The 24959-nt window shown below is 31.0% G+C and carries 21 protein-coding genes and 1 pseudogene; 8 read left to right on the top strand and 14 right to left on the bottom strand.

Going from position 1 to position 24959, the window contains the following annotated elements; genetic code table 11:
- The first annotated feature begins 41 nt into the window (after positions 1-41).
- Positions 42-443, top strand: coding sequence for an excinuclease ABC subunit B (locus EAG11_RS12595; RefSeq protein ID WP_129539492.1), 402 nt, complete (start codon positions 42-44; stop codon positions 441-443).
- Here the strand turns inward: EAG11_RS12595 and uvrB are convergent.
- The 14 genes and pseudogenes from uvrB to trmD form a co-directional block, all read right to left on the bottom strand.
- Positions 440-2431 (bottom strand): excinuclease ABC subunit UvrB, encoded by a 1992-nt coding sequence (gene uvrB, locus EAG11_RS12590; protein WP_129539491.1) that lies wholly within the window; start codon positions 2429-2431, stop codon positions 440-442. The genes EAG11_RS12595 and uvrB overlap by 4 nt on opposite strands.
- Positions 2432-2658: 227 nt before the next feature.
- Positions 2659-4828: pseudogene (locus tag EAG11_RS12585) on the bottom strand (peptidase domain-containing ABC transporter).
- A 42-nt stretch (positions 4829-4870) separates the two neighbouring features.
- Entirely contained in the window at positions 4871-6160 is a 1290-nt protein-coding gene (locus EAG11_RS12580; protein WP_129539490.1) for a radical SAM/SPASM domain-containing protein, read from the bottom strand.
- A gap of 58 nt (positions 6161-6218) precedes the next feature.
- Positions 6219-6389 carry a hypothetical protein gene (locus EAG11_RS21765; RefSeq protein WP_164998704.1) on the bottom strand — a complete coding sequence of 57 codons (171 nt, stop codon included), beginning with the start codon at positions 6387-6389 and terminating at the stop codon, positions 6219-6221.
- Between the two features lie 141 nt (positions 6390-6530).
- Entirely contained in the window at positions 6531-8915 is a 2385-nt protein-coding gene (locus EAG11_RS12575) for an outer membrane beta-barrel family protein (RefSeq protein WP_129539489.1), read from the bottom strand.
- A gap of 364 nt (positions 8916-9279) precedes the next feature.
- A complete protein-coding gene (gene rlmF / locus EAG11_RS12570; RefSeq protein WP_129539488.1) occupies positions 9280-10239 on the bottom strand; it encodes a 23S rRNA (adenine(1618)-N(6))-methyltransferase RlmF in 960 nt (319 codons plus the stop codon).
- Positions 10240-10406: 167 nt separating this feature from the next.
- Positions 10407-11069, bottom strand: coding sequence for a thiamine diphosphokinase (locus tag EAG11_RS12565; RefSeq protein WP_129539487.1), 663 nt, complete (start codon positions 11067-11069; stop codon positions 10407-10409).
- Between the two features lie 285 nt (positions 11070-11354).
- Positions 11355-11813, bottom strand: coding sequence for a RidA family protein (locus EAG11_RS12560; RefSeq protein WP_129539486.1), 459 nt, complete (start codon positions 11811-11813; stop codon positions 11355-11357).
- A gap of 144 nt (positions 11814-11957) precedes the next feature.
- Positions 11958-12440, bottom strand: a complete 483-nt coding sequence (locus tag EAG11_RS12555) for a GyrI-like domain-containing protein (protein WP_129539485.1) — start codon at positions 12438-12440, stop codon at positions 11958-11960.
- 8 nt (positions 12441-12448) lie between these two features.
- Positions 12449-13270, bottom strand: a complete 822-nt coding sequence (locus EAG11_RS12550) for a DUF4249 domain-containing protein (RefSeq protein WP_129539484.1) — start codon at positions 13268-13270, stop codon at positions 12449-12451.
- Positions 13271-13307: 37 nt separating this feature from the next.
- The gene (locus EAG11_RS12545; RefSeq protein WP_129539483.1) at positions 13308-15689 is read right to left on the bottom strand and encodes a TonB-dependent receptor; all 2382 of its coding nucleotides are present in this window, start codon (positions 15687-15689) and stop codon (positions 13308-13310) included.
- Positions 15690-15830: 141 nt separating this feature from the next.
- The gene (locus tag EAG11_RS12540) at positions 15831-18053 is read right to left on the bottom strand and encodes an NADP-dependent isocitrate dehydrogenase (RefSeq protein ID WP_129539482.1); all 2223 of its coding nucleotides are present in this window, start codon (positions 18051-18053) and stop codon (positions 15831-15833) included.
- 280 nt (positions 18054-18333) lie between these two features.
- Positions 18334-18684 (bottom strand): 50S ribosomal protein L19, encoded by a 351-nt coding sequence (gene rplS / locus EAG11_RS12535; RefSeq protein WP_129539481.1) that lies wholly within the window; start codon positions 18682-18684, stop codon positions 18334-18336.
- A 276-nt stretch (positions 18685-18960) separates the two neighbouring features.
- A complete protein-coding gene (gene trmD / locus EAG11_RS12530) occupies positions 18961-19641 on the bottom strand; it encodes a tRNA (guanosine(37)-N1)-methyltransferase TrmD (protein ID WP_129539480.1) in 681 nt (226 codons plus the stop codon).
- A gap of 381 nt (positions 19642-20022) precedes the next feature.
- On the opposite strand from trmD, the gene EAG11_RS12525 reads away from it, so the two are divergent.
- The 7 genes from EAG11_RS12525 to yiaA all read left to right on the top strand — a co-directional run bounded on the left by EAG11_RS12525 (position 20023) and on the right by yiaA (position 24936).
- The gene (locus EAG11_RS12525) at positions 20023-20328 is read left to right on the top strand and encodes a hypothetical protein (RefSeq protein ID WP_129539479.1); all 306 of its coding nucleotides are present in this window, start codon (positions 20023-20025) and stop codon (positions 20326-20328) included.
- Positions 20329-20462: 134 nt separating this feature from the next.
- The gene (locus EAG11_RS12520; protein WP_207209598.1) at positions 20463-21017 is read left to right on the top strand and encodes an SMI1/KNR4 family protein; all 555 of its coding nucleotides are present in this window, start codon (positions 20463-20465) and stop codon (positions 21015-21017) included.
- Entirely contained in the window at positions 21001-21729 is a 729-nt protein-coding gene (locus EAG11_RS12515) for a hypothetical protein (protein ID WP_129539478.1), read from the top strand. Before EAG11_RS12520 ends, EAG11_RS12515 begins: the two co-directional genes overlap by 17 nt.
- A gap of 39 nt (positions 21730-21768) precedes the next feature.
- Positions 21769-22635 carry an archaemetzincin gene (locus EAG11_RS12510; protein WP_129539477.1) on the top strand — a complete coding sequence of 289 codons (867 nt, stop codon included), beginning with the start codon at positions 21769-21771 and terminating at the stop codon, positions 22633-22635.
- A 154-nt stretch (positions 22636-22789) separates the two neighbouring features.
- Positions 22790-23644 carry a class D beta-lactamase gene (gene blaOXA / locus EAG11_RS12505; protein WP_129539476.1) on the top strand — a complete coding sequence of 285 codons (855 nt, stop codon included), beginning with the start codon at positions 22790-22792 and terminating at the stop codon, positions 23642-23644.
- A 136-nt stretch (positions 23645-23780) separates the two neighbouring features.
- Positions 23781-24461: a TIGR02117 family protein gene (locus EAG11_RS12500; RefSeq protein WP_129539475.1), complete on the top strand. Its 681-nt coding sequence runs from the start codon at positions 23781-23783 to the stop codon at positions 24459-24461.
- A gap of 82 nt (positions 24462-24543) precedes the next feature.
- Positions 24544-24936, top strand: coding sequence for an inner membrane protein YiaA (yiaA, locus tag EAG11_RS12495; protein WP_129539474.1), 393 nt, complete (start codon positions 24544-24546; stop codon positions 24934-24936).
- Positions 24937-24959 lie beyond the last annotated feature (23 nt).

Below are 24959 nucleotides of genomic sequence, written 5' to 3'. Positions count from 1 at the left end.
TTAAATTTAAAAGCAATATTTTAGCTAAAAATATGAATTTGATGAATACTAATGCAGAAAAAATAAGTTTACTTTTAGAGCTAATATCTTTCTCAACTGTTGATGGAGAATTGCATAAAAGGGAGTATGATTTTTTGTCATTGGTTGCTAATGAATTGCGTATTGACAAAGTAACTTTTCAGGATTTATTTCATCAAGAAACTCCTTCGTTAGTTATTAAATCTGAGTTTCAGCGTATTCAGCAATTTTATAGATTGGCTTTAATTATGCATTGCGATGGTATATTACATATTAGAGAAGCGGCAGCAATACAGCAAATAGCTATTGATATGGGATTAAATCCTATAGCTACTAAGCGTATTCTTAATTTAATGAAGAATGCTCCAAATGCAATGATTGATCCTGAGGTATTATTGAAGATTTTTCAGGAGCAACATAATTAAGTTAACTGTTCCTGTAGCTTTTTAATATCATCACGTAATTTTGCCGCCTGAAGGAAGTCTAGTTCTTTTGCTGCTTTTTCCATTGATTTGCGTTTCTCACGAATCATTTTCTCTAATTCAGTTTTAGAAAGGTAAGCTGTATCTGGTTCGGCAGCTTCAGTTAAAGTATGACCTAATTCGTATTCTACCAATGGATTTTTGGTAAATGCGCTGTCGATTTTTTTGTTTAATGCTTGTGGAACCTGATTGTGTTCTAGATTGAAATTAATTTGTTTTGTACGGCGATAATTGGTTTCGTCAATAGTTTTTTGCATGCTTGCTGTGATTTTGTCAGCATACATAATTGCTTTTCCGTTGAGGTTTCTCGCTGCACGACCAATAGTTTGGGTTAATGATCTATGACTACGCAAAAATCCTTCTTTATCAGCATCAAGAATTGCTACTAGTGAAACTTCAGGTAAATCCAAACCTTCACGAAGTAAGTTTACTCCAATTAAAACATCAAAAATTCCTTTTCGTAAATCCTGCATAATTTCGATACGTTCTAGCGTATCTACATCAGAGTGAATATAGCGGCAACGAATATTAACTTTGGTTAAATATTTGGCTAATTCCTCGGCCATTCTTTTGGTTAAAGTGGTTACCAAAACACGTTCGTCTAATTCGCAGCGTATTTGAATTTCTTCGATTAAATCATCAATTTGATTTAAACTTGGACGTACTTCGATAATTGGATCTAATAATCCTGTTGGACGAATTACCTGCTCTACATACACACCATCTGTTTTTTGCAATTCATAATCTGCTGGAGTAGCCGATACATAAATTACTTGGTTTTGCATGGCTTCAAATTCTTCAAATTTTAAAGGACGGTTATCCATTGCAGCAGGTAAGCGGAAACCATATTCAACAAGGTTTTCTTTACGGCTTCTATCTCCTCCATACATAGCATGCACTTGCGATAATGTTACGTGACTTTCATCGACTACCATTAAATAATCATCAGGGAAATAATCAAGTAAACAGAATGGTCTTGTTCCAGCTTCTCTTCCGTCAAGGTAGCGAGAATAGTTTTCGATACCTGAGCAATAACCTAGTTCGCGAATCATTTCTAAATCAAAATTGGTACGTTCTTCTAGTCGTTTGGCTTCAAGATGTTTTCCTATTTCTTTAAAATAGTCTACTTGCTTTACCAAATCTTGTTGTATTTGCCATATTGCGCCTTGCAGTACATCTGGTGATGTAACAAACATATTGGCGGGATAAATTGTAAGTTTATTAAATTTCTCGATTACCTGAGAAGTTTTTATATCAAAAGATTCAATTTCTTCGATTTCATCTCCAAAAAAATGAATTCGGTATCCATCATCTGCATAACTAGGATATACCTCAACAGTATCGCCTTTTATTCTGAAACTTCCAGGATTAAAATCAGCTTCGGTTCTAGAATATAAACTTTGTACCAGACTATGTAATAATTTGGTTCTCGAAATAACCTGATCTTTTTCTATAGCAATAACATTCTTCTGGAATTCTACAGGGTTTCCGATACCGTATAAACAAGAAACGGAGGCAACCACCAATATGTCGCGTCGTCCTGAAAGTAGGGAAGATGTTGTGCTTAAACGCATTTTCTCCAACTCTTCGTTAATAGATAAATCTTTCTCTATAAATACTCCAGTTACTGGCATAAAAGCTTCTGGCTGATAGTAATCATAGTACGAAACGAAATATTCTACGGCGTTGTTTGGGAAAAATTGTTTGAATTCTGAATATAATTGTGCTGCTAATGTTTTATTGTGTGCCAAAACCAATGTTGGTCTCTGCACTTCCTGTATTACATTGGCTACTGTAAATGTTTTTCCTGAACCAGTTACCCCAAGTAGCGTTTGGTATTTTTCGCCATCGATTATACCTTGGGTTAATTTTTCAATTGCTTGCGGTTGATCTCCTTTTGGACTATAATCTGAGACTACTTGAAAATTCATTTATTTATATTAGAATTGTTGGGACTGTAAAGTTACAAAGTAAAATTCTAAAAATTAAATTCTTGTTTTGAACTTCTGATTTTATTGTAAAAAAACAGATGTAAATATTTTATTAGTATTGCAAAAGTGCTAACAGAAGTAATCTTGCAAGGATTGTCTTATGATTAGTCTGAACAAAATTAATTACTGTGATGTTTTTTATAAAGAGAATTCTAAACGAGATACTTTTAATTACCTAATTCTAATTGATTTTTAACCAAATTATAATAATCAGCTTTATTTCGGACTAGTTGATAATGATTCCCTACTTCTGCTACTTTACCTTTTTTTAGGACTATGATATTATCTGCATTTTTAACAGTACTTAAGCGGTGAGCTATTATGATTACTGTTTTTTCTTTAAAAAAACTTGTAAATTATCGTGAATTATTTTTTCGTTTTCTGAATCTAGTGCCGATGTTGCTTCATCAAAAAAAATATAATGTGGATTTTTATACACAGCTCTCGAAATTAAAATCCTTTGTTTCTCTCCACCTGATAAACCATTACCTGAAGAGCCTATTCTTGTATTGTATTTTAATGGTAAAGATTCTATAAGTTCTTTAATGTTAGCTGTGTCAACTGCTTTTTTGAGTTGATTCTTATTTGTTTTATTGTCTTTAGTTACAATGTTTCGTTCTATAGTATCCGAAAAAATAAATCCATCTTGCATAACTACACCTGTATTTTTTCTAATACTTTTTGGAGAGATATTAATGATGTTATCTTGATTGTAATAAATTTCACCCTGGATTGGATCGTAAAATTTTAATAATAATTTTATTAAAGTAGTTTTTCCACTTCCGCTTGCTCCAACAATGGCTGTTATCTTGCCTTCGGGGATGAAAAGATTTATATCTTTTAGTACATAAGGAGATTTTGGACCTTCGTATTGAAATGATAAATTATTAATGTGAATTCCATTTTCGGATTTTTTCTCCCAATTTTTAAGTAATTGTATTTGTTTTTTGTTTTCTTCTGGAGTATGATTCTGCACCTCGTTAAGTCTTTCTAAGCTTAATTTGGCATCTTGCAAGGAACGAAAAAAGGTAATTAGTTGGTCGACAGGTGCGTTCATCTGTCCTATGATGTAAGAAACAGAAAGTAGCATACCTAGTGTCATAGTGCCTTGAACGACATAAGTTGCAGTTAAAAAAGTGACTACAATATTTTTAAGTTGATTTATGAAGTCAAAACCAGAAAGTTGTAATTGATCAATTTTTAAAATTTTTGAATTTAGAATGAAAAGTTTTTGTTGTATTTTCTCCCATTCTTGTATTTTATATCCTTCAAATTGGTTGAGCTTCATTTCAGTAATTCCATTGAGCATTTCATAAATTGACTCTTGATTATCGCTTCTCTGCTGAAAACGGAAATAATCTAGGATCTTTCTTTTTTTAAGCCAGTACAATGACCAAATGATAGATAAAAAAGTCAATGTTAGATATACTAAAAGAATTTTTAAATCATAATACCATAGAACGGCAAAAAATACAGAAAAAGTTATGATAGAAAAAAAAGTGGTTAAACTCTGAGATGTTAGAAATTCTTCTATACGGTCATTGTCTTGAATACGTTGTTGAAAGTCTCCCATTAATTTAGTGTCAAAAAATTTTATTGGGAGCCTAAGAAATTTTTTTAAAAAATCAGAAACAATTGTAATGCTTAAATGTGTACCTATATAAAGTAAAAACCAATTACGGAAAATATTGATTGTTATAGAACCAATGAATAAACTTAACTGTGCTAAAAGTATTGTAAAAATGAAATTGTGGTCTTTTTTATTAACACCTCTGTCAATTAATGCTTCAGTTAAAAATGGAAAGATTAAGGTTAATCCACTGCCTAATATTAGTAAAAAAAACATAATACTTAGCTTCTTTTTGTATGGTTTTAGATACTTGAAAAGATAGCTTACTTTTATTTTTTTTGTTCTTGAGGTTGTTGTTTGTGGAATCTATCAGTTGGACTCAATAAAAGTGCTACTCCTTCATTTCTGTTAGTAAGCCATGATTTTTCTAGTTTTTCTTGAGTAAGTTTTATTTTTCCATGTTTAGGATCTGCTATATGAAAAATAGGTTGTCTTGTAAATAGAGATTTTGATATTTTGTAAAGAACAACAAAATGACGTTGATTCCAATATAATATGAACGGAGTTATTTCTTTGTTATTTATAAGTTTTTCAGTTGTAATTTTAATAGAGAGAGTTTCTAGGCCAATTTGTTCACATGCTTCACTTATTCCTAATAATGAGACGCCTTCTCTCGTAATGTAAGCATTTTTGCGTAGGTATTCTAAAGGATAATTTTTACCATAGATATTTGCGACCATTTTTATGCATGCTGGACCACAGTCCATTTGGTCATATTGTGGAGTGAATTTCATAGTAGAACTCTTGTTTTAGTTTAATGCATTTAAAAACATGTTTTTTACAAGTGTTGTTTTTTTATCTTCATCAAAATCATGGACACAGTATTCCTCATTTTTATTTTCTAGCGCAAGTTGTGAACATGAACCATTACAAATAGGTAATATTTTGCAGTTTAGGCACGGTTTATTTTTAAATTTTATGTTCATTCTTTCATAATATTTTTCATTCCATAAAACGGAACCATCATTTTGCAAAATCCCCTCTCTATTCTCGGATTTAAAATCTCTAGCGGTACATTTAAATACTTCTCCATTATAATTTATTGTAGCTTGATTTTTCTTATCCGCATAACATGGATTTCTGACATGATCTATTTCATCAATTGTTTGGGTTGATAATTTATGCGTTTTGAACTTATCAATTAATTTGGACATTTCTTTTTCAATGTTTTTTTCTTCTTGCCAAACTTTATGGAAGGAAAATATTAAAAATTTTCTATTTTCAAGTGACAAATCTGAAAAATCGTTAATGATTTCAGTTACTTTATCATTCAAGGTTTCTTCAGAAATATTTATTCTTACAGTAACGTTTATTCGGCTTTTTAATGTTAATTTAATATTATTAACTATTTCATCGTATGAGCCTCTTTCTTTATTAATAAACCTAACTTTATTATGACGCTCCCTATGTCCATCTAAAGTTATTTGAAAATGGTCTATTCCAAATAGAGTACAATCTGCTAAAATATTTTCATTTATAAGTAATCCATTAGTAGTGAAATTCGATGAAAATTCGATGTTTTTGAGTTTAAATAATGGATGGATTTTTTGTAATATTGGTAATATTGTTTTATCATAATATAATAATGGCTCACCACCAAACCAACTTAAATGGAATTTTTTTAAATTCTTGTTTTCTAAAATTTTATTTATAAATGATATGATTTTATCTATTGTAATTGAAGACATTTTGGAGTCTTTTATATGGGTTTCATAACAATACCAGCATTTAAAATTACAGTTCATTGTAGGATTAATAATTAATTGATAAGCCTCATCATCTTCGTCAATTGTGGTTACCATCTCTTTTATGGATTTAATTTCATCTACATTTTTATCTATTATAAATCCTCTATCTTTTATATGGTTAAAAAAACTGGGATGTATTTCCTCAAGCCCGGAAATATTTTTTTCATTAACGGCTGCTTTATAAAGTTCAAATAATTCTTTATCTATAATGATAAATTCATTTGATAAAGCATTGTATCCTACCATTAAATCTTCATGATAGAAAAAAGTATTAAATTTACTCGTTATCATAATGTTTTTTATTTAAACAGTTGGGTAGAAATATAATCTACCCAACTGTTATTTTAAATTATCTAGATAATTCTAGTTCATCTTTAACTTTACATTTTCTTGAATTGGAGCAGTCGCAATTATCTGCTCCTCCTCTTAATTTTGCTTGTTGTTCTGGTGTAAGTGTGGTAAAACCACCTGTTAATACTCCTTTTAATTCAATTAATTTTGACAAGGTTAATTTTTTCATAATAAAATTTATTTGTTAATTAATGTTTGAGTTGTCTTTTTACTACATAAAACTCTTTGTTGGTAGCAGTTTGCAAACAATTTATATTGAGTTTCTTTCTTTTGTATTTGCAACTACAAATTACTTGAAAAGTCAATTCTTTTAATCGGCTCTATTTTGTTCCTCTTGGTTCGTATTCTCTCGTTTATTCATGTTTATTTTTTTTCCAAAATTGTAAATTATCCCTAACCTGTAATATTGCTCATCATAATAATTTTTGAATGTATTTCTAATTCCATTAGAGTACGAAGTATATTTGATGGCTTTTGGATTTACAATATCTTGTATATTTAAACTAATAATCAGTTTTTTATCTAATAAGAGATATTTTATAGAAGTATCTAGTTGAAAATCATTTGAATTATGGTCTAAGTAGTATACCCCTTTTGTAACGGCCCAGATTTCTGTATTGAAGAATAAAGTTTTATTATTATTCATAGTTATGTCATTTGAAATGCTAATTTCTCCATTCCATCCGCTTAAAGATTGTAATGTTATAGGTATTTTGGAATCAGTTTTACTGTGATAAAAGTCTATTGATGCATTTATATTCCACCATTTTGATAGTTTGTAAATAAAAGATTGGTTAATCCCAAATACCTTATTTACGATATAATTTAAAGGAATAATTTGTTCTATGTTTGTTGTTTTATCGAGTATTGTCAGTTGGTCAAAATTATCATTCGTGTAAGAATAATAGATTTTAGTTATTAAGTTGTCTTTATATGTGTATCCGAATTCGTAATTATTGGTAAAAGCGGGTTGTAAAAAAGGATTTCCTTCCGAGTAGGAGTAAGGATTAGAAACATGGCGAAAGGGATTAAGATAACTATAGCTTGGTCTTTTAATTCTTTTACCATAGTTTGCGCTAAAGGAATGATTGTTGTTTAAAGCATAAGATAAGAAGAAAGTAGGGAATAGTCTAGAGTAATTATTAATATTATTTTGGTTGAGTGTATTTGAAAAGCCTTCGGTTTTTGTAAATTCATATCTTAAGCCTAATTTAGACTTCCATTTATCTGAAAAGTTTTTATTTGCGCTTATATATAAGGCTTGAGTATTTTCTTTATAATCGAATTGGTTACTGAAATCTAGATCTATGGTTTCTATATTATTTATTATGTCAAAGTAATTAAAATCATTAATAGTTTTTATAAATGATACTCGTCCACCGTAATTAAACTCTAAGAATTTATTCGGGTGCATCATATCTAAATTGAAACCGATATTTTGAATTTCTTGTGTACCATTATTTTTTGCTTCAAGGGGGGTGTCAATGCTAGGTTGATAGTTAGATAAAAATGATTCTGTTTTGAATACTCGTTTGGTTGTATTTTTAAAGTTAAAATAATCAAAATCTAAAGTAAGTTTTCTACCAGTTGTATCGATGTCGTAGGAAATGTGATAATTCAAAGTATTTATTTTTTTAGTGTAATTTTCTTTACCTATAGTTTTAATTATAGAATCTAAAACAGTGGTAGTAGGATTGAATAAATTAATTTGATTAGTTTCTTTTATGGAAGGTTTACTACTAGTGAAATTGTAATTAAATCCTGTTGAAAATTTATTGTTGATTGCGTATTCCATTCGTATTTTTGTAGATAAAATATCTGTATAATTTCGGCGTTTGTTTGTTTCTTCCCATGTAAGATTTGGATAAAAGATTAGATGTTTTTCTCGTGGGGCATTTGAACCATTTACATAGTTTATATTAGAAATTAATTGTAATTTCCCTTTTTGTATATTAAATGCTCCTCCAATATTTTTTTTTGCATAAGTAGCTTGTTGATAAGTGCTCCTTAACGAAGCATTCCATGCATTTTTTTTTGCTTTTTTTGTTACAATATTTATAAGCCCACTATTTCCTTCTGCGCTATATTTTGCTGGAGGGTTTGATATAACTTCTATTTTTTTTAAATCATCGGAGTTAATAGACTTAAGATAATTTGCTAATTCTTCATCTGAAAATTGGATTAGTTTATCATCAATCATAACTGACATATTGCTTTTGCCAATCATCGAAATTTTGTCATTTTGGACTTTTATTCTTGGAGTTCTTTTTAGTGCATCTAAAGCATTTCCGCCTATTGACGCAACAGAATTTTCTACATTAAAAATTAACCTGTCTGCTTTATTTTCAATTAAAGGTTTTTTATTCTCAATTGTTACGTTATTTAAAGATAAGTACATATTTATTACTATATTTTTTAAATCTAAATCAGAATTAATTGTAATAAGTTGAGAATAGATCTCCTCTGAGAAATAATTTATAGTAAGTTGATAATTCCCTTTTTGTACTTCATTAATGGTAAATTCTCCATTTTTATTGGTGAAAGATGAGTTTAATTGACTGGAATTCAGTGTTTTGATTATTATTTCCGTGTGTTCTATAGGAAAATTGTTTTCATCTTTTACTTTTCCAGATATTTTATGCTGTGCATATCCAAAGAAAGGTATTAAAAATAGTGTTATTAATGTTTTTCTCATTTTTCATCCCATTGGTTAATATTTGCAGAAAGCTTAACCAAACATTTGGAGGATTTAATGTTTTTGGTTTAAAGTATGGGATGATTTAGCAATCTTAAAAATAAATGAAGCTAAATTTTTAATAGTTGTGCTTATTTCAGTATTAATTGAATAAGTGTATTAAAAGAGTTTATATTTAAATAAACATAGTAAAACAATAGATAAGTAATTCTTGATTAGATAATTATCTTAAATTCAAATATAAGTAAAAAAACATTAAAAGTAATATTTTTAAAGAAAAATATTACTTTTAATATAATTGATTTATTGTTTTGTGAAAAAACTAGTCTTTTTAAGAAGAAGACTGCTATGCGTGAAGTTTAAATTATGATTCTGAAAGTTTCCATTTGCCCTGTTGTGCTTCAGTAAGGAAAGACCATGCTACAATGCGGCTTGTTTTCTGACCTTGCGCCATATCGATTGTTTTTACGATTGAAGCATTTACTTTATTTAATGTTTTATAGATACTTGATAAGTTTTCTCTTTTGGATACTAATGTAGTAAACCATAAACATTGCATTGGGTATTTGGCACTTTCATAAATCATTTGCGTTATAAACCCAATTTCTCCACCATCGCACCATAGTTCGGCATTATGACCTCCGAAGTTTAAAACGGGTGCTGCTTTTCTATTTGCTTTTGGATTTAAGCTTGTTACTTTTCGAACAGCACTTTTATTAGCTTCTTCTGAGGAAGAATGAAAAGGCGGATTACAAATCGTGAATGTAAATTTATCTTCGGGTGTAATTATATTTTTGAATATAAAACGTGATTCTGTTTGTTGTTGTAAACTAATAGCATCAATTAGTTTAGGATTGGCTTCGATGATTTTACTACAGTTTTCAATAGCTTTTTCATCGATATCTGTTCCCACGAAACTCCATCCATAGACTGCATTTCCTAATATTGGATAAATACAATTGGCACCTACACCAATGTCTAAACCTAATACAGCTTCGCCTTCTGGAATAGCACCATTGTTTGTTGTGGCTAATAAATCGGCTAGGTAATGAATATAGTCGGCTCTTCCTGGAATTGGAGGGCAAAGATAATTTTTAGGGATGTCCCAGTTTTGTATGTCGTAATAATGAATTAATAAGGCTTTATTAAGTGCCTTTACTGCTTCGGGATTACTAAAATCAATCGTTTCGATTCCATGTTCGTTTATCGCCACGTATTTCTTTAATTCGGAACAAGCTGCAATTAGTTGTTCAAAATCGTAGCGGGAACGATGCGGGTTTCTAGGATGTAGACTTGTTTTCTCGGCGTTATTTGTAGCTTTCATTATTCTTAATTTCCGTGCAAAGGTACACATTCCTAATTTGGTAATAAGTTATATTACTATTATGAAATTATTTGGTTTAGCCCTGATTGAGTTGGTATCCTTTTTGGGCTTTTTTTTGCCCTAAAAGATTGAGGCGAAAGCGGGAATTAGCTCCTGAAAAAAAAGAATTAATCGAAGCATTCCATCAACAATAAATCACCATCAGTATGTGTAATTGTAACGATTCCATCTTTGGAAACAGCATTGCTACTACTAGTTCTGTAGCCTATTGTGAGTGTATCGTTATGCAAAGGATATACTAAATTATCCGAAAAAATACCATTTACGACTCCAATTGGGATTAGTGAAATCGGGGTGTTGGCGGTGTACCATTTTTCGAATTTATTTGGTAATAAAAATATTTTAGAATGATCGTCGAGGATGACAATCTTTAACAAATTTCGATAGCGAACAATGTTGGTAAGGTTTGTAATGGTGTGATCGGCTCTTTTTCCTGTTGCCCAAATTACATTTACAGCAGGTATTTTTCGTTCGATTAAGTAATCGAATGCTTTTTCTAAATCGGTTTTGTCCTGATCTGGAGTATGTACAATTTCGATTGGGTATTGTGTCGTTTTATATATTTCCGGGTCGAATCCACGATCGAAATCACCAAGTAGGACATCGACTTTTATACCTAAATCGACTACGCGCTCAATTGCTGAATCTAATACGATTACTAAAGGAGACCATTCTAATAATTGTCCTAATAATTCAGGATTACAGGCTGCTCCGTTGGCTATGATTAATGCAGGTTCTTGGTCGTCGCGTACGATATGATGTGAGGACATTTATTGTTAAGATTTAAAATGTGCTGTAAATGTACGAAAGTAAAAAGTAAATGTTTTTCTACGATTAAGTAATTAAGTTTTTTTCAGCCACAGATTATAAAGATTAAAAGGATTATTTGTGTTGTCTAAAAGTTGCAACGATATTTTTACCATATAAGTTATTTAAGAAAATATAAGTTTGGACTGTTTTACTTAAATGAGCTTAGATAACCTATATGATTGGTTTTTTTTGTCAAAGATTCTTAATTAAACATAATTTCTTAATGGTTTAAAAATCTTAAAAAGTTATTTTTTTGCTTTGTAAGCAACTGCATCGACTTCAATTAACATTCCGTCTATGGCTAATTTTGGAACTGGAATTAATGTACTGGCTGGGAATGGCTTGTTTTTCCATACTTTATTAATTTCCTCATTCCATATTTTTAGTTTTTCTTGGGAATGATCTACTATTAGAATAGTAATTTTTATAACATTCTGTGGTTTTAAGTTGTAGCTGTCCAGTACTGTTACAATATTTTGTAATGCTACTTGTGTTTGTTCTCGAAAGCTATTACTTAAAAGATGTTCTTTGCCCAAGCCACCACTTTGCCCAGATATGTAAATCAATTCCCCAGTTGCAGAAACCGATGACGCATGACTAAAACCATAGGGCGTAGGATCAAATAAAGATTCTGGATTTTTGAAAGTTTGTGCTTTTGTATTAAATGCAAATAGCGAACATAGAGAAAGAAGTAAGTGTCTCATGATTTTAATTTTTGAATTAATTATTCGCAAAGGTTGCCTAATTCTAATTCTTAAACATTTACATATGTTGAGACTTGATAGCTTTGTGTTTTAAAAGTAAAGTAAAAAAAATGCTCTCAGTTGGGAGAGCATTTTTTATGAATTTTATTTTTTATATCTAATCGGAATCCAAATTTCCTCTTCAGATGTTGGATCTTCATGTTTGTATTTTTCACCCATTACGGCAAAATGAGGTCTGTTCTCAAGTGAGTATTCCGACTTAGGCAACCAATCAGTGAAAATATATTGATATGTTTTATGTCCGTTGCTTGCAGGGCCTTTATGTATAAAAACTGCGTATAGTCCGTTTGGAATTACAATGGTTTCCATACCAACAGGAACCGAAAGAAAATCTGTTACTTCTATGCCAGCCCATTTTTCAAATTGATTGTTTGGACTAAAATTAGCAAAATGAGATTCTGGATACACTTCAATAGAATATAGCTCTGAACCGATATTGTTTTGTATTTCTTTTCGGTTAGGCATAAAACCTTGCCAAAGTTCTTTTGTCCTATTGGCAGAAAAAGATGTTGTAATTCGTTTTCCAACAATTTTCTTTTCGGTTAAAATTTCTACTCTGTGTTCCATATTCAGAATTACTCGATTGTGTATTTTTTAGTGTCTATTTCTCCAAGTGAAAAATAACCTAAAGGATAGTCGCTTGCATTTGTTGTGTTTATAACATTACCTTTTACTGTTGCTGGAGGAGATTGAAATGGTCCACCACTATTATCACCAGCAATACTTATTAAGATATTCATGTAATTGTAATAACTCTTAGAGATACCGATATGACTTATCTCAACTTGATCACCAGTTTTTAAATCATCATTATTCGAGGAACTGAAGAATTCATTTCCGTTAAAGAATCTATCTTCTACAGCCGAATAACTTGACAGTATTTTATTAGAGTAGGTGTAGTGGTATAAATAATAATTTGTTTCATTAGCAGGATCGTTAAAATATGCTTTTACTTCAATCTCATCTTTCATAATGCCACCATCGTTTTTTTGTTCTATTCTAGTAATAGACGCGACTGATTTTAAAGTTTCGGTTGCAGTATAGGTATTTCCTCCACTAATAATGGTTAAGACATAAGTTTCGTTAATAACAGGTTCAAAATTTGTACAAACGTATTGACCAGTTTTAGGAATTTCTATAAAAGTAAATACTTTATTAGTGCTATTTTTTATAGATACAGTAGCTCCTGATACAACTGGAATTTGGGGATTGTAATAATCGGCTGTTGTAGTTAATTTTATCATTTGTTGGTTTCCCGTTGTACCTTTTGTCCAATTAATGACAGCTTCTACTACTAATTTGGGTGGTTCTGTTTTTAGATCAACATCTACAACTTCTTCACAACTTGTAAAAAAGAGCGCTGTAAAAAATAGAATTAATAGGTTTATTTTTTTCATGTGAATATATTTTTATTTCTCTTTTTGGAGAAGTGAATTAAAATTTAAAATTATAGCTTACTGCAGGAACCATTCCGAAAATAGATGTTTTTACAGCTTCATTGTATCCAGTATCTTCATTTTGTCTAAAATTAATTGAAGCTGCATTGCGTCTATTATAAAGATTGTAAATGCTAAAAACCCATTCGCCTTTCCAGTTTCTGTCCTTGTTTGATCTAGGAGTTAATGTTGCCGAAATATCTAAGTGATGATAAGCTGGTAATCTATTTTCATTTCGTAAACCATAATGAGGAACCTTAACACCAAGATATTCATAGTATCCAGTCGGATAAGTTACTGGTTGTCCTGATTGTAAAGCGAAATTAGCCCCAAATGACCATTTTTCGTTTAGGGTATATGCAGTTGTTACAGCCAAATTATGTAGTTTGTCATAAACAGAATTATACCATTGTCCGTTGTTAATTCCTGTTTCTTCTGGAGTTCTTCCTGGTGTTTGTTGTTCTGATTTAGATAATGTATAAGAAACCCATCCAGTTAGTTTTCCAGTATTCTTTTTAAACATTAGCTCTATACCATAAGAACGCATACGACCATTTAGAAGTACTTGCTCAATAGCGTTATTTGCTATTAAATCGGCACCATCAATATAATCAAGTCTATTTTTGATTTTCTTATAATACGTTTCAGCTTCAAGAGAGTAATCTCCATCTTGAAAATTTCTGAAATAACCTAAAGCCACCTGATCTGCAAGTTGAGGTTTAATAAACTGATCACTTGGCATCCATACATCGAGTGGAGTAGGAGAAGAGGTATTTGATATTAATTGTAAGTACTGTGCCATTCTGTTATAACTAGCTTTAACAGCTTGGTCTTCGTTAATTTGATATCCAATAGAAAAACGAGGTTCTAAATTTTTATAATCATAAATAGATTTGTTTTTGCTATAATATTGAGTTCCTATTGGAGTTGCTTTTTCATAAATCTGACGGACAGGATCAAAAATAACAGGATTGTTATTCTCATATAGGTTAACTGTCGAAGAGCCTAAACGGGAAAACATGCTCAAACGAAGTCCGTAAGAGAGTGTTAACTTTTTAGCGATTTGATTTTCTGCTTCAATATAAATTGCAGGTTCAAATGCATATTTTTTGTCTAGTTGTTCTGGGTTGATTCTAATTTCGTCGCCTGTAGGTTTAATAGTTCCTGGGTTGAAATCATAGTAAATAGCATTTATACCGTAATTTAACTTGAATTTGTCTGAAATGTAATTCTTGAAATCGTATTTGATATTATAATTCTTGATGCCAGAATCCCATTTGAATCCTACTAAATCTAAATCTAGACCGTAATAATAATCACTATAAATTAAAGATAGATTAGTGAAAAGCTTGTCGGAAAATAAATGATTCCAACGCAAGTTTAAAGTTGTATTTCCATAAGTATTTGCGAAACTTTTGGCAATACTAAATACATCACGCCCAAAATAACCTGATAGGTACAAGCTGTTGTTGTCATTTAGTTTGTAACTGAATTTAGCATTTAAGTCATAAAAATAAACAGAGTTATCTTTCATGTCTTCAGTTAGTTTTAGGAATAAATGTCCGTAAGAAGCTCTTCCTCCAATTAAGAACGATCCTTTATCTTTTACTAATGGACCTTCTGCAAGAAGTCGGCTAGAAATTAAACCAATTCCGCCATTCATATGGAAATCTTTGCTATTTCCATCTTTTTGATAAATATCTAAAACTGAAGAGGCTCTACCGCCGTAACGAGCAGGAATTCCCCCTTTGTATAGTTTTAGATCTTTAATTGCATCTGGATTAAATACAGAGAAGAATCCAAAAACGTGTGAAGAGTTAAAAATAGTAGCTTCATCAAGAAGTATTAAATTTTGATCTGCTCCACCACCGCGTACGTTAAAACCAGATGCTCCTTCACCAGCATTGGTAACACCAGGGAGCAGTAAAATTGATTTCAAAACATCAACTTCTCCCATAACAACAGGCATTTTCTTTATGGATGTTATAGAAAGTTTGTTTACACTCATTTCGGGAGTACGAGTATTGGCTTTTCCTCTATTATCAGTAATGACTACTTCTTTAAGTTCTTCGCCACCTTCTTTAAGTGAGAAATTGTTTTTAATATTTTTTGTCAAAGAAATGGTTTGTTCAAAAGATTGATATCCGACATAACTTATTTCTATCTGATATTCTCCTTTTGGAGCTGTAATGGAGTAAAAACCATATTCGTTGGTTGTTGTGCCTATCTTTAGTGAAGGGATGTAAATATTAACTCCAATTAAGGTTTCATTATTTTTTGAGTCGGAGATGGTACCACTGAGAGTAAATTTTTCTTGTGCTATTGAAGAAAAAGTAGCAAAAAATACAATAAGTAATAAACTAACTTTTTTTGAAATCATTGTTTAAATTTTGAATTACTTTATAAGACGTTAGAAGGGAAGAAATATTACAAAACCAATGTTAAATATGCGTTAAAAAAAGACAACCATTTCTGGTTGTCTTTTAATATGTATTTGTAGAAATGTAATTAAATACATTGTTTAAGCTATTTTAGCTAAGATTGAATTAAATGTTGGGCTTGGACGCATTGCTTTGCTAGTTAATTCAGGATTTGGTTGGTAATAGCCACCAATATCTTGAGGTTTTCCTTGAGCAGCAATTAATTCAGCATTTATTTTAGATTCGTTTTCAGCAAACTCAGCAGCGATAGGAGTGAAGATCGCTTTTAATTCAGCATCTTTATTTTGAGCAGCCAAAGCTTGAGCCCAGTAGAACGCTAAATAAAAGTGAGAACCACGGTTATCGATTTGTCCAATCTTACGAGCTGGAGATTTATCGTTTGCAAGGAATTTGTCATTTGCCTCATCTAGAGTTTCAGCAAGAACAATTGCTTTAGAGTTGTTTAAAGTTTGACCTAAATGCTCTAAAGAAGCACCAAGAGCTAAGAATTCACCTAATGAATCCCAACGTAAATATCCTTCTTGTGTAAATTGTTCAACGTGTTTAGGTGCAGAACCTCCAGCACCAGTTTCAAATAATCCACCACCATTCATTAAAGGAACGATAGAAAGCATTTTAGCAGAAGTTCCAACTTCAAGAATTGGGAATAAATCTGTAAGGTAATCACGCAATACGTTACCAGTTACAGAGATAGTGTCTAATCCTTTAATTATTCTTTCAAGAGTGAAGTTTGTAGCATCGATTGGATTCATGATACGAATATCTAAACCTGTAGTGTCATAATCTTTAAGGTAAGTTTTTACTTTTTCGATTAATTCTCTATCGTGTGCTCTGTTTTCGTCTAGCCAGAAAACTGCAGGAGTATTAGATAAACGAGCTCTGTTTACAGCTAGTTTTACCCAGTCCTGAATAGGAGCGTCTTTTGCCTGACACATTCTGAAGATGTCTTTATCTTCAACAGTTTGTTCCATTAATACAGTTCCATTAGTATCAACAACACGAACAACACCATCACCTTTAACTTGGAAAGTTTTGTCATGAGATCCGTATTCTTCTGCTTTTTGAGCCATTAAGCCCACGTTTGGTACGCTTCCCATTGTAGTTGGGTCAAAAGCACCATGTTTTTTGCAAAAATCGATAGTTGCAGTATAAACACCAGCATAAGAACGGTCTGGAATAATAGCAACAGTATCTTGTTGTTTTCCTTCTTTATTGTACATCTGTCCAGAAGTACGGATCATTGCAGGCATAGAAGCATCAACAATTACATCCGATGGAACGTGTAAGTTCGTAATCCCTTTATCAGAGTTTACCATAGCAAGTGCCGGACCGTTAGCGATAGCTGCATCTAATGCTGCTTCAACTTCGGCTTGTTGAGGTGTTCCTGCAATTTTAGCATAAACATCACCCAATCCATTTCTTGTGTCAATATTTAGTTCGCTAAATAAAGTAGCGTATTTTTCGAATACATCTTTAAAGTAAACCTCTACAATAGCACCAAAAATAATTGGATCTGAAACTTTCATCATTGTAGCTTTCAGGTGAACTGAAAGTAATATATTTTCTTTTCTTGCTTCTTCGATAGTTGTAGCAACAAAGCTTTTTAAAGCATTTAAGTTTAATACAGCAGAATCAATAATTTCTCCTGCTTTAAGAGGAGTACTTTCTTTTAAAACAGTAGTAGTTCCGTCTTTAGCAACGAATTCAATTTTTACATCAGTAGGGTTAGGAACAGTAAGTGATTTTTCACTTCCGTAAAAGTCACCATTTGGCATAGATGCAACATGAGTTTTTGAGTCTGCTGACCAAGCTCCCATAGAGTGTGGATTTGCTTTTGCAAAATTCTTCACAGCTCTTGGTGCTCTACGATCAGAGTTTCCTTCACGTAAAACTGGGTTTACAGCAGAACCTAATACTTTAGCATATTTAGCTTTAATTTCTTTTTCGGTATCGTTTTGTGGATCTTCAGGGAAATTTGGAATTTTATATCCATGAGATTGTAATTCGGCAATGGCAGCTTTTAATTGAGGAACCGATGCAGAGATGTTTGGTAACTTAATGATGTTTGCTTCCGGTTTAGTAGCAAGTTGTCCTAGCTCAGCCAAGGCGTCCCCTGTTTTTTGAGAATCGGTCAAGTACTCCGGGAAATTAGATAAAATTCGAGACACTAACGAAATGTCTCTAGTTTCAATAGCAATACCCGCTGTAGCAGTAAATTCTTGTACAATAGGCAAGAAAGAATAAGTCGCTAATAATGGCGCCTCATCAGTTAAGGTGTAAACAATTTTTGAATTCTGTGTCATTTTTTTTTCTTTTTTAATATAATCGTATCGTCAAAAAAATGACGATGTAAAGGAATGGTCGGCTCAAAATGAGCGAAGCAAATATAAGTAAAACAGTCCGAAAACGGTTGCGTTTTTTACAGAATTCCTTAAATTAACAGATTGCCATTTTAAGCAGGTATAATTGACAAATCGATGGTTTTCAAGCCAAAGAATTACTGTTTTGATATTTTGTTTAGAACAAAAAAAATCCCGATTCATAAATAATGAATCGGGATCTTTATGGTAAAGAGATAAAAAATTATCTTCTTTTGTCTCTAATCTTAGCTTTTTTACCAGTAAGTTCTCTGAAGTAGAAAATTCTAGCTCTACGTACAGCTCCTCTTTTGTTAACTTCAACTTTTTGTAAAGCTGGTAAGTTAACTGGGAAGATACGCTCTACACCAATAGCACCAGACATTTTACGAATAGTAAAAGTCTCTGTGTTACCAGAACCTCTTCTTTGAATAACAACTCCTTTAAAAAACTGAGTTCTTGTTTTTTCACCCTCTCTAATTTCGTAGAAAACTGTGATAGTATCTCCAGCTCCGAAAACTGGGAAATCTTTTTTAGTAACAAATTCGTCTTTAACGAATTTCATTAAATCTGCCATGATATCTTTAATTATGGTTTTGTAATAAAGCAACATACACGGATTTCGCCAGAGGTTGGTCTAATTTGGGTGCAAAGATAGAAAAAATGTTTAAAGTTTAAAGTTTTTATTGTTTAAAGTTTTTTGTCTTAATATTTAGTTATAATCCTAAGAATCAGACTGCAGTAAATCAGCTGTGTTATTGAGTCACGACTTTAAGCTTATAGTCTTTACTCTCAATTTTTAATACGCCAGTTTGTAAACTGTAACTGTAAATTGAGGCCGAATACTAAAAACTTACTTCTCTTCAAGAAGATCAGGGCGTCTGTTTTTAGTATGTTCATAAGCCATATCTTCTCTCCATTTGTCAATTTTAGCAAAGTGGCCACTGGTTAAAACATCAGGAACTTTCCATCCCTTATAATCTGCAGGGCGTGTGTATATAGGGCCAGATAATAAATTATCTTGAAAACTATCAGTTAGGGCTGAAGTTTCGTCACTTAAAACACCAGGAATCAAACGAATTAAAGCGTCCGATAAAACCAAAGCACCTAATTCGCCACCAGATAAAACATAATCACCAATCGAAATTTCTTTGGTAATAAAATGATCGCGAACCCTTTGATCAACACCTTTATAGTGTCCACACAAAATGATAATGTTTTCATACATTGACATCGTGTTAGCCATTTTTTGGTTTAGCGTTTCTCCGTCAGGTGACATATATATAATCTCGTCATACTCTCTTTCGCTTTTTAAATGCGTGATGCAAGCATCAATAGGCTGAACCGTCATAACCATTCCAGCACCACCGCCAAAAGGATAATCATCAACACTCTTCTGTTTATTGGTTGTATAATCGCGTAAATTATGAAAATGAACCTCGACAATACCCTTGTCAATAGCACGTTTCATAATCGAAGCTTCAAATGGACTTCGCAATAACTCAGGTAAAACAGTAATAATATCTATGCGCATTTTTTATTTTCAAAAGGTTCTAGGCTGCAAAGATACAAAGTAAATATTTGAGAAATTTATAGATTAAAGAATATAGATTAAAGAATATAGATTAAAGAGTATAGAATATAGAGTATAGAATATAGAATTAAGATTTAGAAAAAATAGAGAAGAGATTTAAAAATTAAGCAAAAACACATAATATGTATCTTGTATGATATATTTTACGTTCTCATATTTTTAGCATATAAGAGGTTCTTTTTTTGGTTGGATATGATTTGGAAAATTTAAGCATTAACAAATCTTACAAAATAATATTTAGGGAGAGAGGTTTTTTGAATACATTAGCAAATAAAGTTAGAGCTTATTTATTATTAAGTAAGAATTTAAAAAAAGAAAGTAATGGCATTAGATTTTCATAGATTCGATAACAAGGAATTATTATTCCAAATAGATGACAAGAAGTTTGGAATTTTATCTGAAATTTTTGAATTATTTACCCAATGGACAGGGATCATGATTGATCAATATGGAGATTTAAAACTTACTATAGGAGATCAATTGACAATAGTAAAAATTATAGATAAATATATTGAAACAACAGATTTGAATAAAAACAAATTGAAGACTACTGCTATTATTGAATTTAAAGGAGTTTTGATTTTTCTAATAAATAAAAAAATTGAACTAGAGTTGTTAGGAGATTAAATGTTATAAAGAATAGAAAATTAATTTAAGTATTTTGTGTTAATTATGAGAATTTGTTATTGTTTGTAAAAGATAATGACTGCTATTTTCATAGGTATTATGTTTTTTATTAGATAGTGTTTTAAAAGTGATGTATGATGAATAAAGAGAAAATAACAAGTATAATTGATTTTTATTTGAAAAAGTTTGTTGAGGTTAATGGTAACACACTACCAAATAAAATTGAAGCTGAAATGGCTGATCCCAATCAAAATCAAGACGAAGAGTGGAGAATATGGTTTCCTATTGCTAGTAAAGTAACTGATAATGAAATTAAAGAATTTGAAAATCGACTTGGTTGTGAATTCCCCGAAGATTATAAAATATTTTTAAAACACAAACACTTTTATGAGCTTTATATTTTAGAGGCTTCATTTTTTAAACATCCAGTAAATAGTTGGAAAGAATCTCTGGGAGAAATGATTTTCCATGAAAATCTAAAGGATGATTTAATTGAAAAAGGATATATTCCCTTTGCTAATTGGAGTGATTGGGGACTGCTCTGTTTTGATAGCAATAGAAATAAAGAGGATAACAATTACCCAATTGTGTTATGGGATCATGAAAAAGCAGATGAGATGGAAGATGTATTTAATGATTTTTATAATTTAATAAGTGAAGATGATATTGAAAATGAACAGCCATTATAAAAAAAATTATGTAGAGCTATCTACGGCGTTTAGAAAAACGAATGCATCAACAGAAAGTGTCGAGAAGCTTTATAATTTACTTTATGAATTAGAAAATGCTAACAGAACAAAACAAGATGATTTAGTACTTTCAAATGTTTATAGCCTGTTGGGGTTTCATAAATCAGCATTCGAAGTTTTCAAGGAAGTTGCTGATTTAAACAATAGAAAAGAGGCAACAAAGTTGTATGTAATGGAAGAGAAATCCAAATCACACAGAAATAACTTCATCATAAAAGATATTAGAAAATATAGAGAAAAGAAAGAGCAACCTAAACTAGAGTTAAGCGATTTTGTTAAATCAAAGAGTAACGACAATAAGTTTAAAATCACGAATAAGAATAGTATAGTGTTTAATAAATTAGCAGATAAAGTTTCCGTTTATCTGCCTAACGGGCATATTGAGAATTATTTAGATGAAATCATTAATTATATTAACTGGTTAGGGAATTGTAAGAAGGAATTAATCGATTTTTATAATAAGGAAAATGATGAAGACAGAGCAAATGATGATTGGTATGATACTTTAGTAGTATATAGAACTCAAATAGTAATTGAAGAATCAGGAGCTGTTTTTTGTTCCATTTCAGGAGGAGATGATTTTTATCAAGATCATTTGTTAGATATTGAGATAATAAACCATACAATAATGTCAATGAATTATAACGGGTAAAAGAATTTATAATTCCAGTAAAAAATAGCATAAACCTTTATGAAAAAACTAATACTCTTATTATTTCTGACTTTCTGTTCTTGTAATCAGAACAAGGGAAATCAATACTTTGATGATATAGCAGATAATGATGTGAAACTATCGAAACCTGTTGAAGGAGAATGGCTTTATACTCTTAAAGAGAAGGGGCAAAGTTTCGAGCAATTTATAAATTCCAGACATGTAGTTCCAACAAATAATTCTAATATTATTTATATTAGACCTATTGGGAATTTTACTACTCTGCAAAAGAAGCAAATCGAATTAGTTAGAGAATATCTTGAGATTTTCTTTCAATTAAAAACCAAAACTTTGGAGAAATTCTCTAACGATATAATTCCTAGTTCAGCCAGACGAATTGGATACGAAGATAACGAACAGTTTTTAGCAGGTTATATCTTAGATAGTGTACTTAAAAAAGAAAAACCATTAAATAGAGTTGCTTTAATGGCATTAACAGAAAAGGATTTATTTCCTAAACCCGAATGGAATTACGTTTTTGGATTAGCATCTTACAGAGATAAAATAGGAGTGAGTTCCATTTATAGATTACAAGATGAGGTGCTAACACCTGCTAATTTTGATTTATGTTTATCGCGATTATTAAAAACTTGTTCCCATGAAATAGGGCATATGTTCGGATTGTATCATTGTATAGTGGCAGATTGCGTAATGAATGGAACAATTAGTTTGGCAGAAACAGATAACAGTGCCATTAGATTATGTTCAGCTTGTCAGAGAAAATTAAATTCGGGTATAAAGTATGATAATAAGAAAAGGTTAGTCGAATTAGAAAAATATTTTGAGAAAGTCAAACTCAACGATGCAACTCAATTAATGAAGAAAGATTTAGAAAAGATTCAATAAAAACTAAATAATAAGAGCCTATGCTACGATGTAAACTTAGTGAGTTGGCAGTTTTGTATGAGGTTTATTTAGTACTAATTTAATATTAAAGACGTTCTTCTTAAGCTTAATGTATTGCATCCTAAAATAAAATCACCATCAAAAAAAACAAAAAATGAAAACTCCAGCACTAATTCTATCTCTCTTTTTATTGATGAACCTAAATGTAAGTTGTCAATCTAAAAACAAAGAAACTAAGACTGAAACTAAAAAAGAAACAGGAAAAGACAAAGAAATTGTTGTTGCCGAGTTTGGTAAAATACTCGACAGTTTAAAAGTAAAAGGTTCAATATTGGTTTACGATAGCAATAAAAAGGCCTATTATTCTAATGATTTTACTTGGGCAAAAAGAGGAAATATTCCAGCATCAACATTCAAAATTCCTAATTCGATTATTGCCCTTGAGACAGGAGTAGTAAAAAGTGATTCGACAGTTTTTAAATGGAATGGAGAAAAACGATGGATGAAAGCTTGGGAACAAGATTTAACACTTAAGCAAGCGTTTAAAGTTTCGTGTGTTCCTTGCTATCAGGAAATCGCAAGAAAAGTAGGTGTGAAACGAATGAAAGAATATCTAAAAAAATTAGATTACAATACAATGGTTTTTGATACCCTAACGATTGATAATTTTTGGTTAGAAGGAAAATCTAGAATTTCTCAATTCCAACAGATTGATTTCTTAAAAAGATTGTATTTCTCCGAATTGCCTATTTCTAAAAGAACTGAATTGATAATGAAAGATATCATGATAGTTGAAAAGCAGGACGATTATGTTCTAAGAGGGAAGACTGGTTTGTCTGTAGATGGAGTTAAACGCAACGGGTGGTTTGTAGGTTACCTTGAAAATAAGGATGGCGTTTACTTTTTTGCAACAAACATAGAACCAACTAAAGAAACGAGTCAAGATGATTTTATAGCAGTGCGACTTAATGCAACCAAAGCGGCATTAAAAAATATTCAAAAAAGATAAGTTTTTGGTCTTCTTTTTGCTAAGTATTCAGAATTGACAAGTATATTTAGAAGTATTTATTATTTAAAAATATTTTTGTTTTATTAAATAAAATACTACTATTTTAGCGAAAAATTAACTAACCATCTTAACCACATTGAAAAAAGCCTTTAAAATTATTGGTAAAATACTACTTGCATTCGTAGCATTTATTTTACTGTACGTCGTTCTCGCATATTCTATTTCGAGAATTACAGTCGAAAGAGAACCAGATACTAAAGAAGAAGTTATGATTTATATCATGACAAATGGTGTTCACACCGATATTGTAGTTCCTACTCGTAACGAATTTATGGACTGGAGTAAAGAGGTAAAGTATGAAAATACAATCTCTAAAGATACAACTTACCAATACCTGGCAATGGGATGGGGAGATAAAGGGTTTTATCTTGAAACTCCAAACTGGTCAGATTTAAAAGCTTCGACTGCACTTAAAGCAGCATCTGGATTAAGTAATACAGCAATACATGCAACCTATTTTTCGAATATAAAAGAAAATGAAAGCTGTAAAAAAATTATAATCAGTAAGGAACAATATGTTCGCCTAGTTGATTATATAAAAAAAAGTTTCAAGAAAGACGAAAACGGGCGGTTGATGCACATCAAAACAGATCAGAATTATGGTAAAAGAGATGCTTTTTATGAAGGAACAGGAAGTTATAGCTTGCTTCATACTTGCAATACCTGGGCAAATAATGCGCTAAAAGCAAGTGGACAAAAGTGTTGTTTTTGGACACCAATAGACTCCGCTATTTTTGCAAAATATGAAACTAAATAATTAGGAACCAACCGCCGAGAAGTATTTGCAAATAGCAATATTTCTAAAAATAAATTAACTCAACTATAAATTAAATTTAAAAATGGTACAAAAAACGTCGAATGCATTTGTTGCAGCATCTTGGATTGCTATGGGAGCAGGAATTATTGGTTATTTAGTAGGACTTGCTAGAGCTGAAATGTTATTAAATGAAAAAGGATATTACTTTACAGTTTTGATGTTTGGGTTGTTCGCGGTAATTTCGCTGCAAAAAAGTGTAAGAGATAGATTAGAAGGATTTCCTGTAACTGATATTTATTATGGAATTTGCTGGTTTGGAACAATTCTGGCAATCGCTTTATTAACGATCGGACTTTGGAATGCCACGATTTTGCCTAGCGAAAAAGGATTTTATGCTTTTGCATTTTTATTAGGGATATTTGGAGCAATTGCAGTTCAAAAAAATACCAGAGATAACTTAGCTATTAAAGAATAAAAAAATACTTTTACAATAACGGT

This window comes from Flavobacterium sp. 140616W15, assembly GCF_003668995.1.
Taxonomy (GTDB): Bacteria; Bacteroidota; Bacteroidia; order Flavobacteriales; family Flavobacteriaceae; genus Flavobacterium.
Note: the sequence above shows the minus strand (reverse complement) of the source record. Positions and strands in the feature narration are given on the sequence as shown.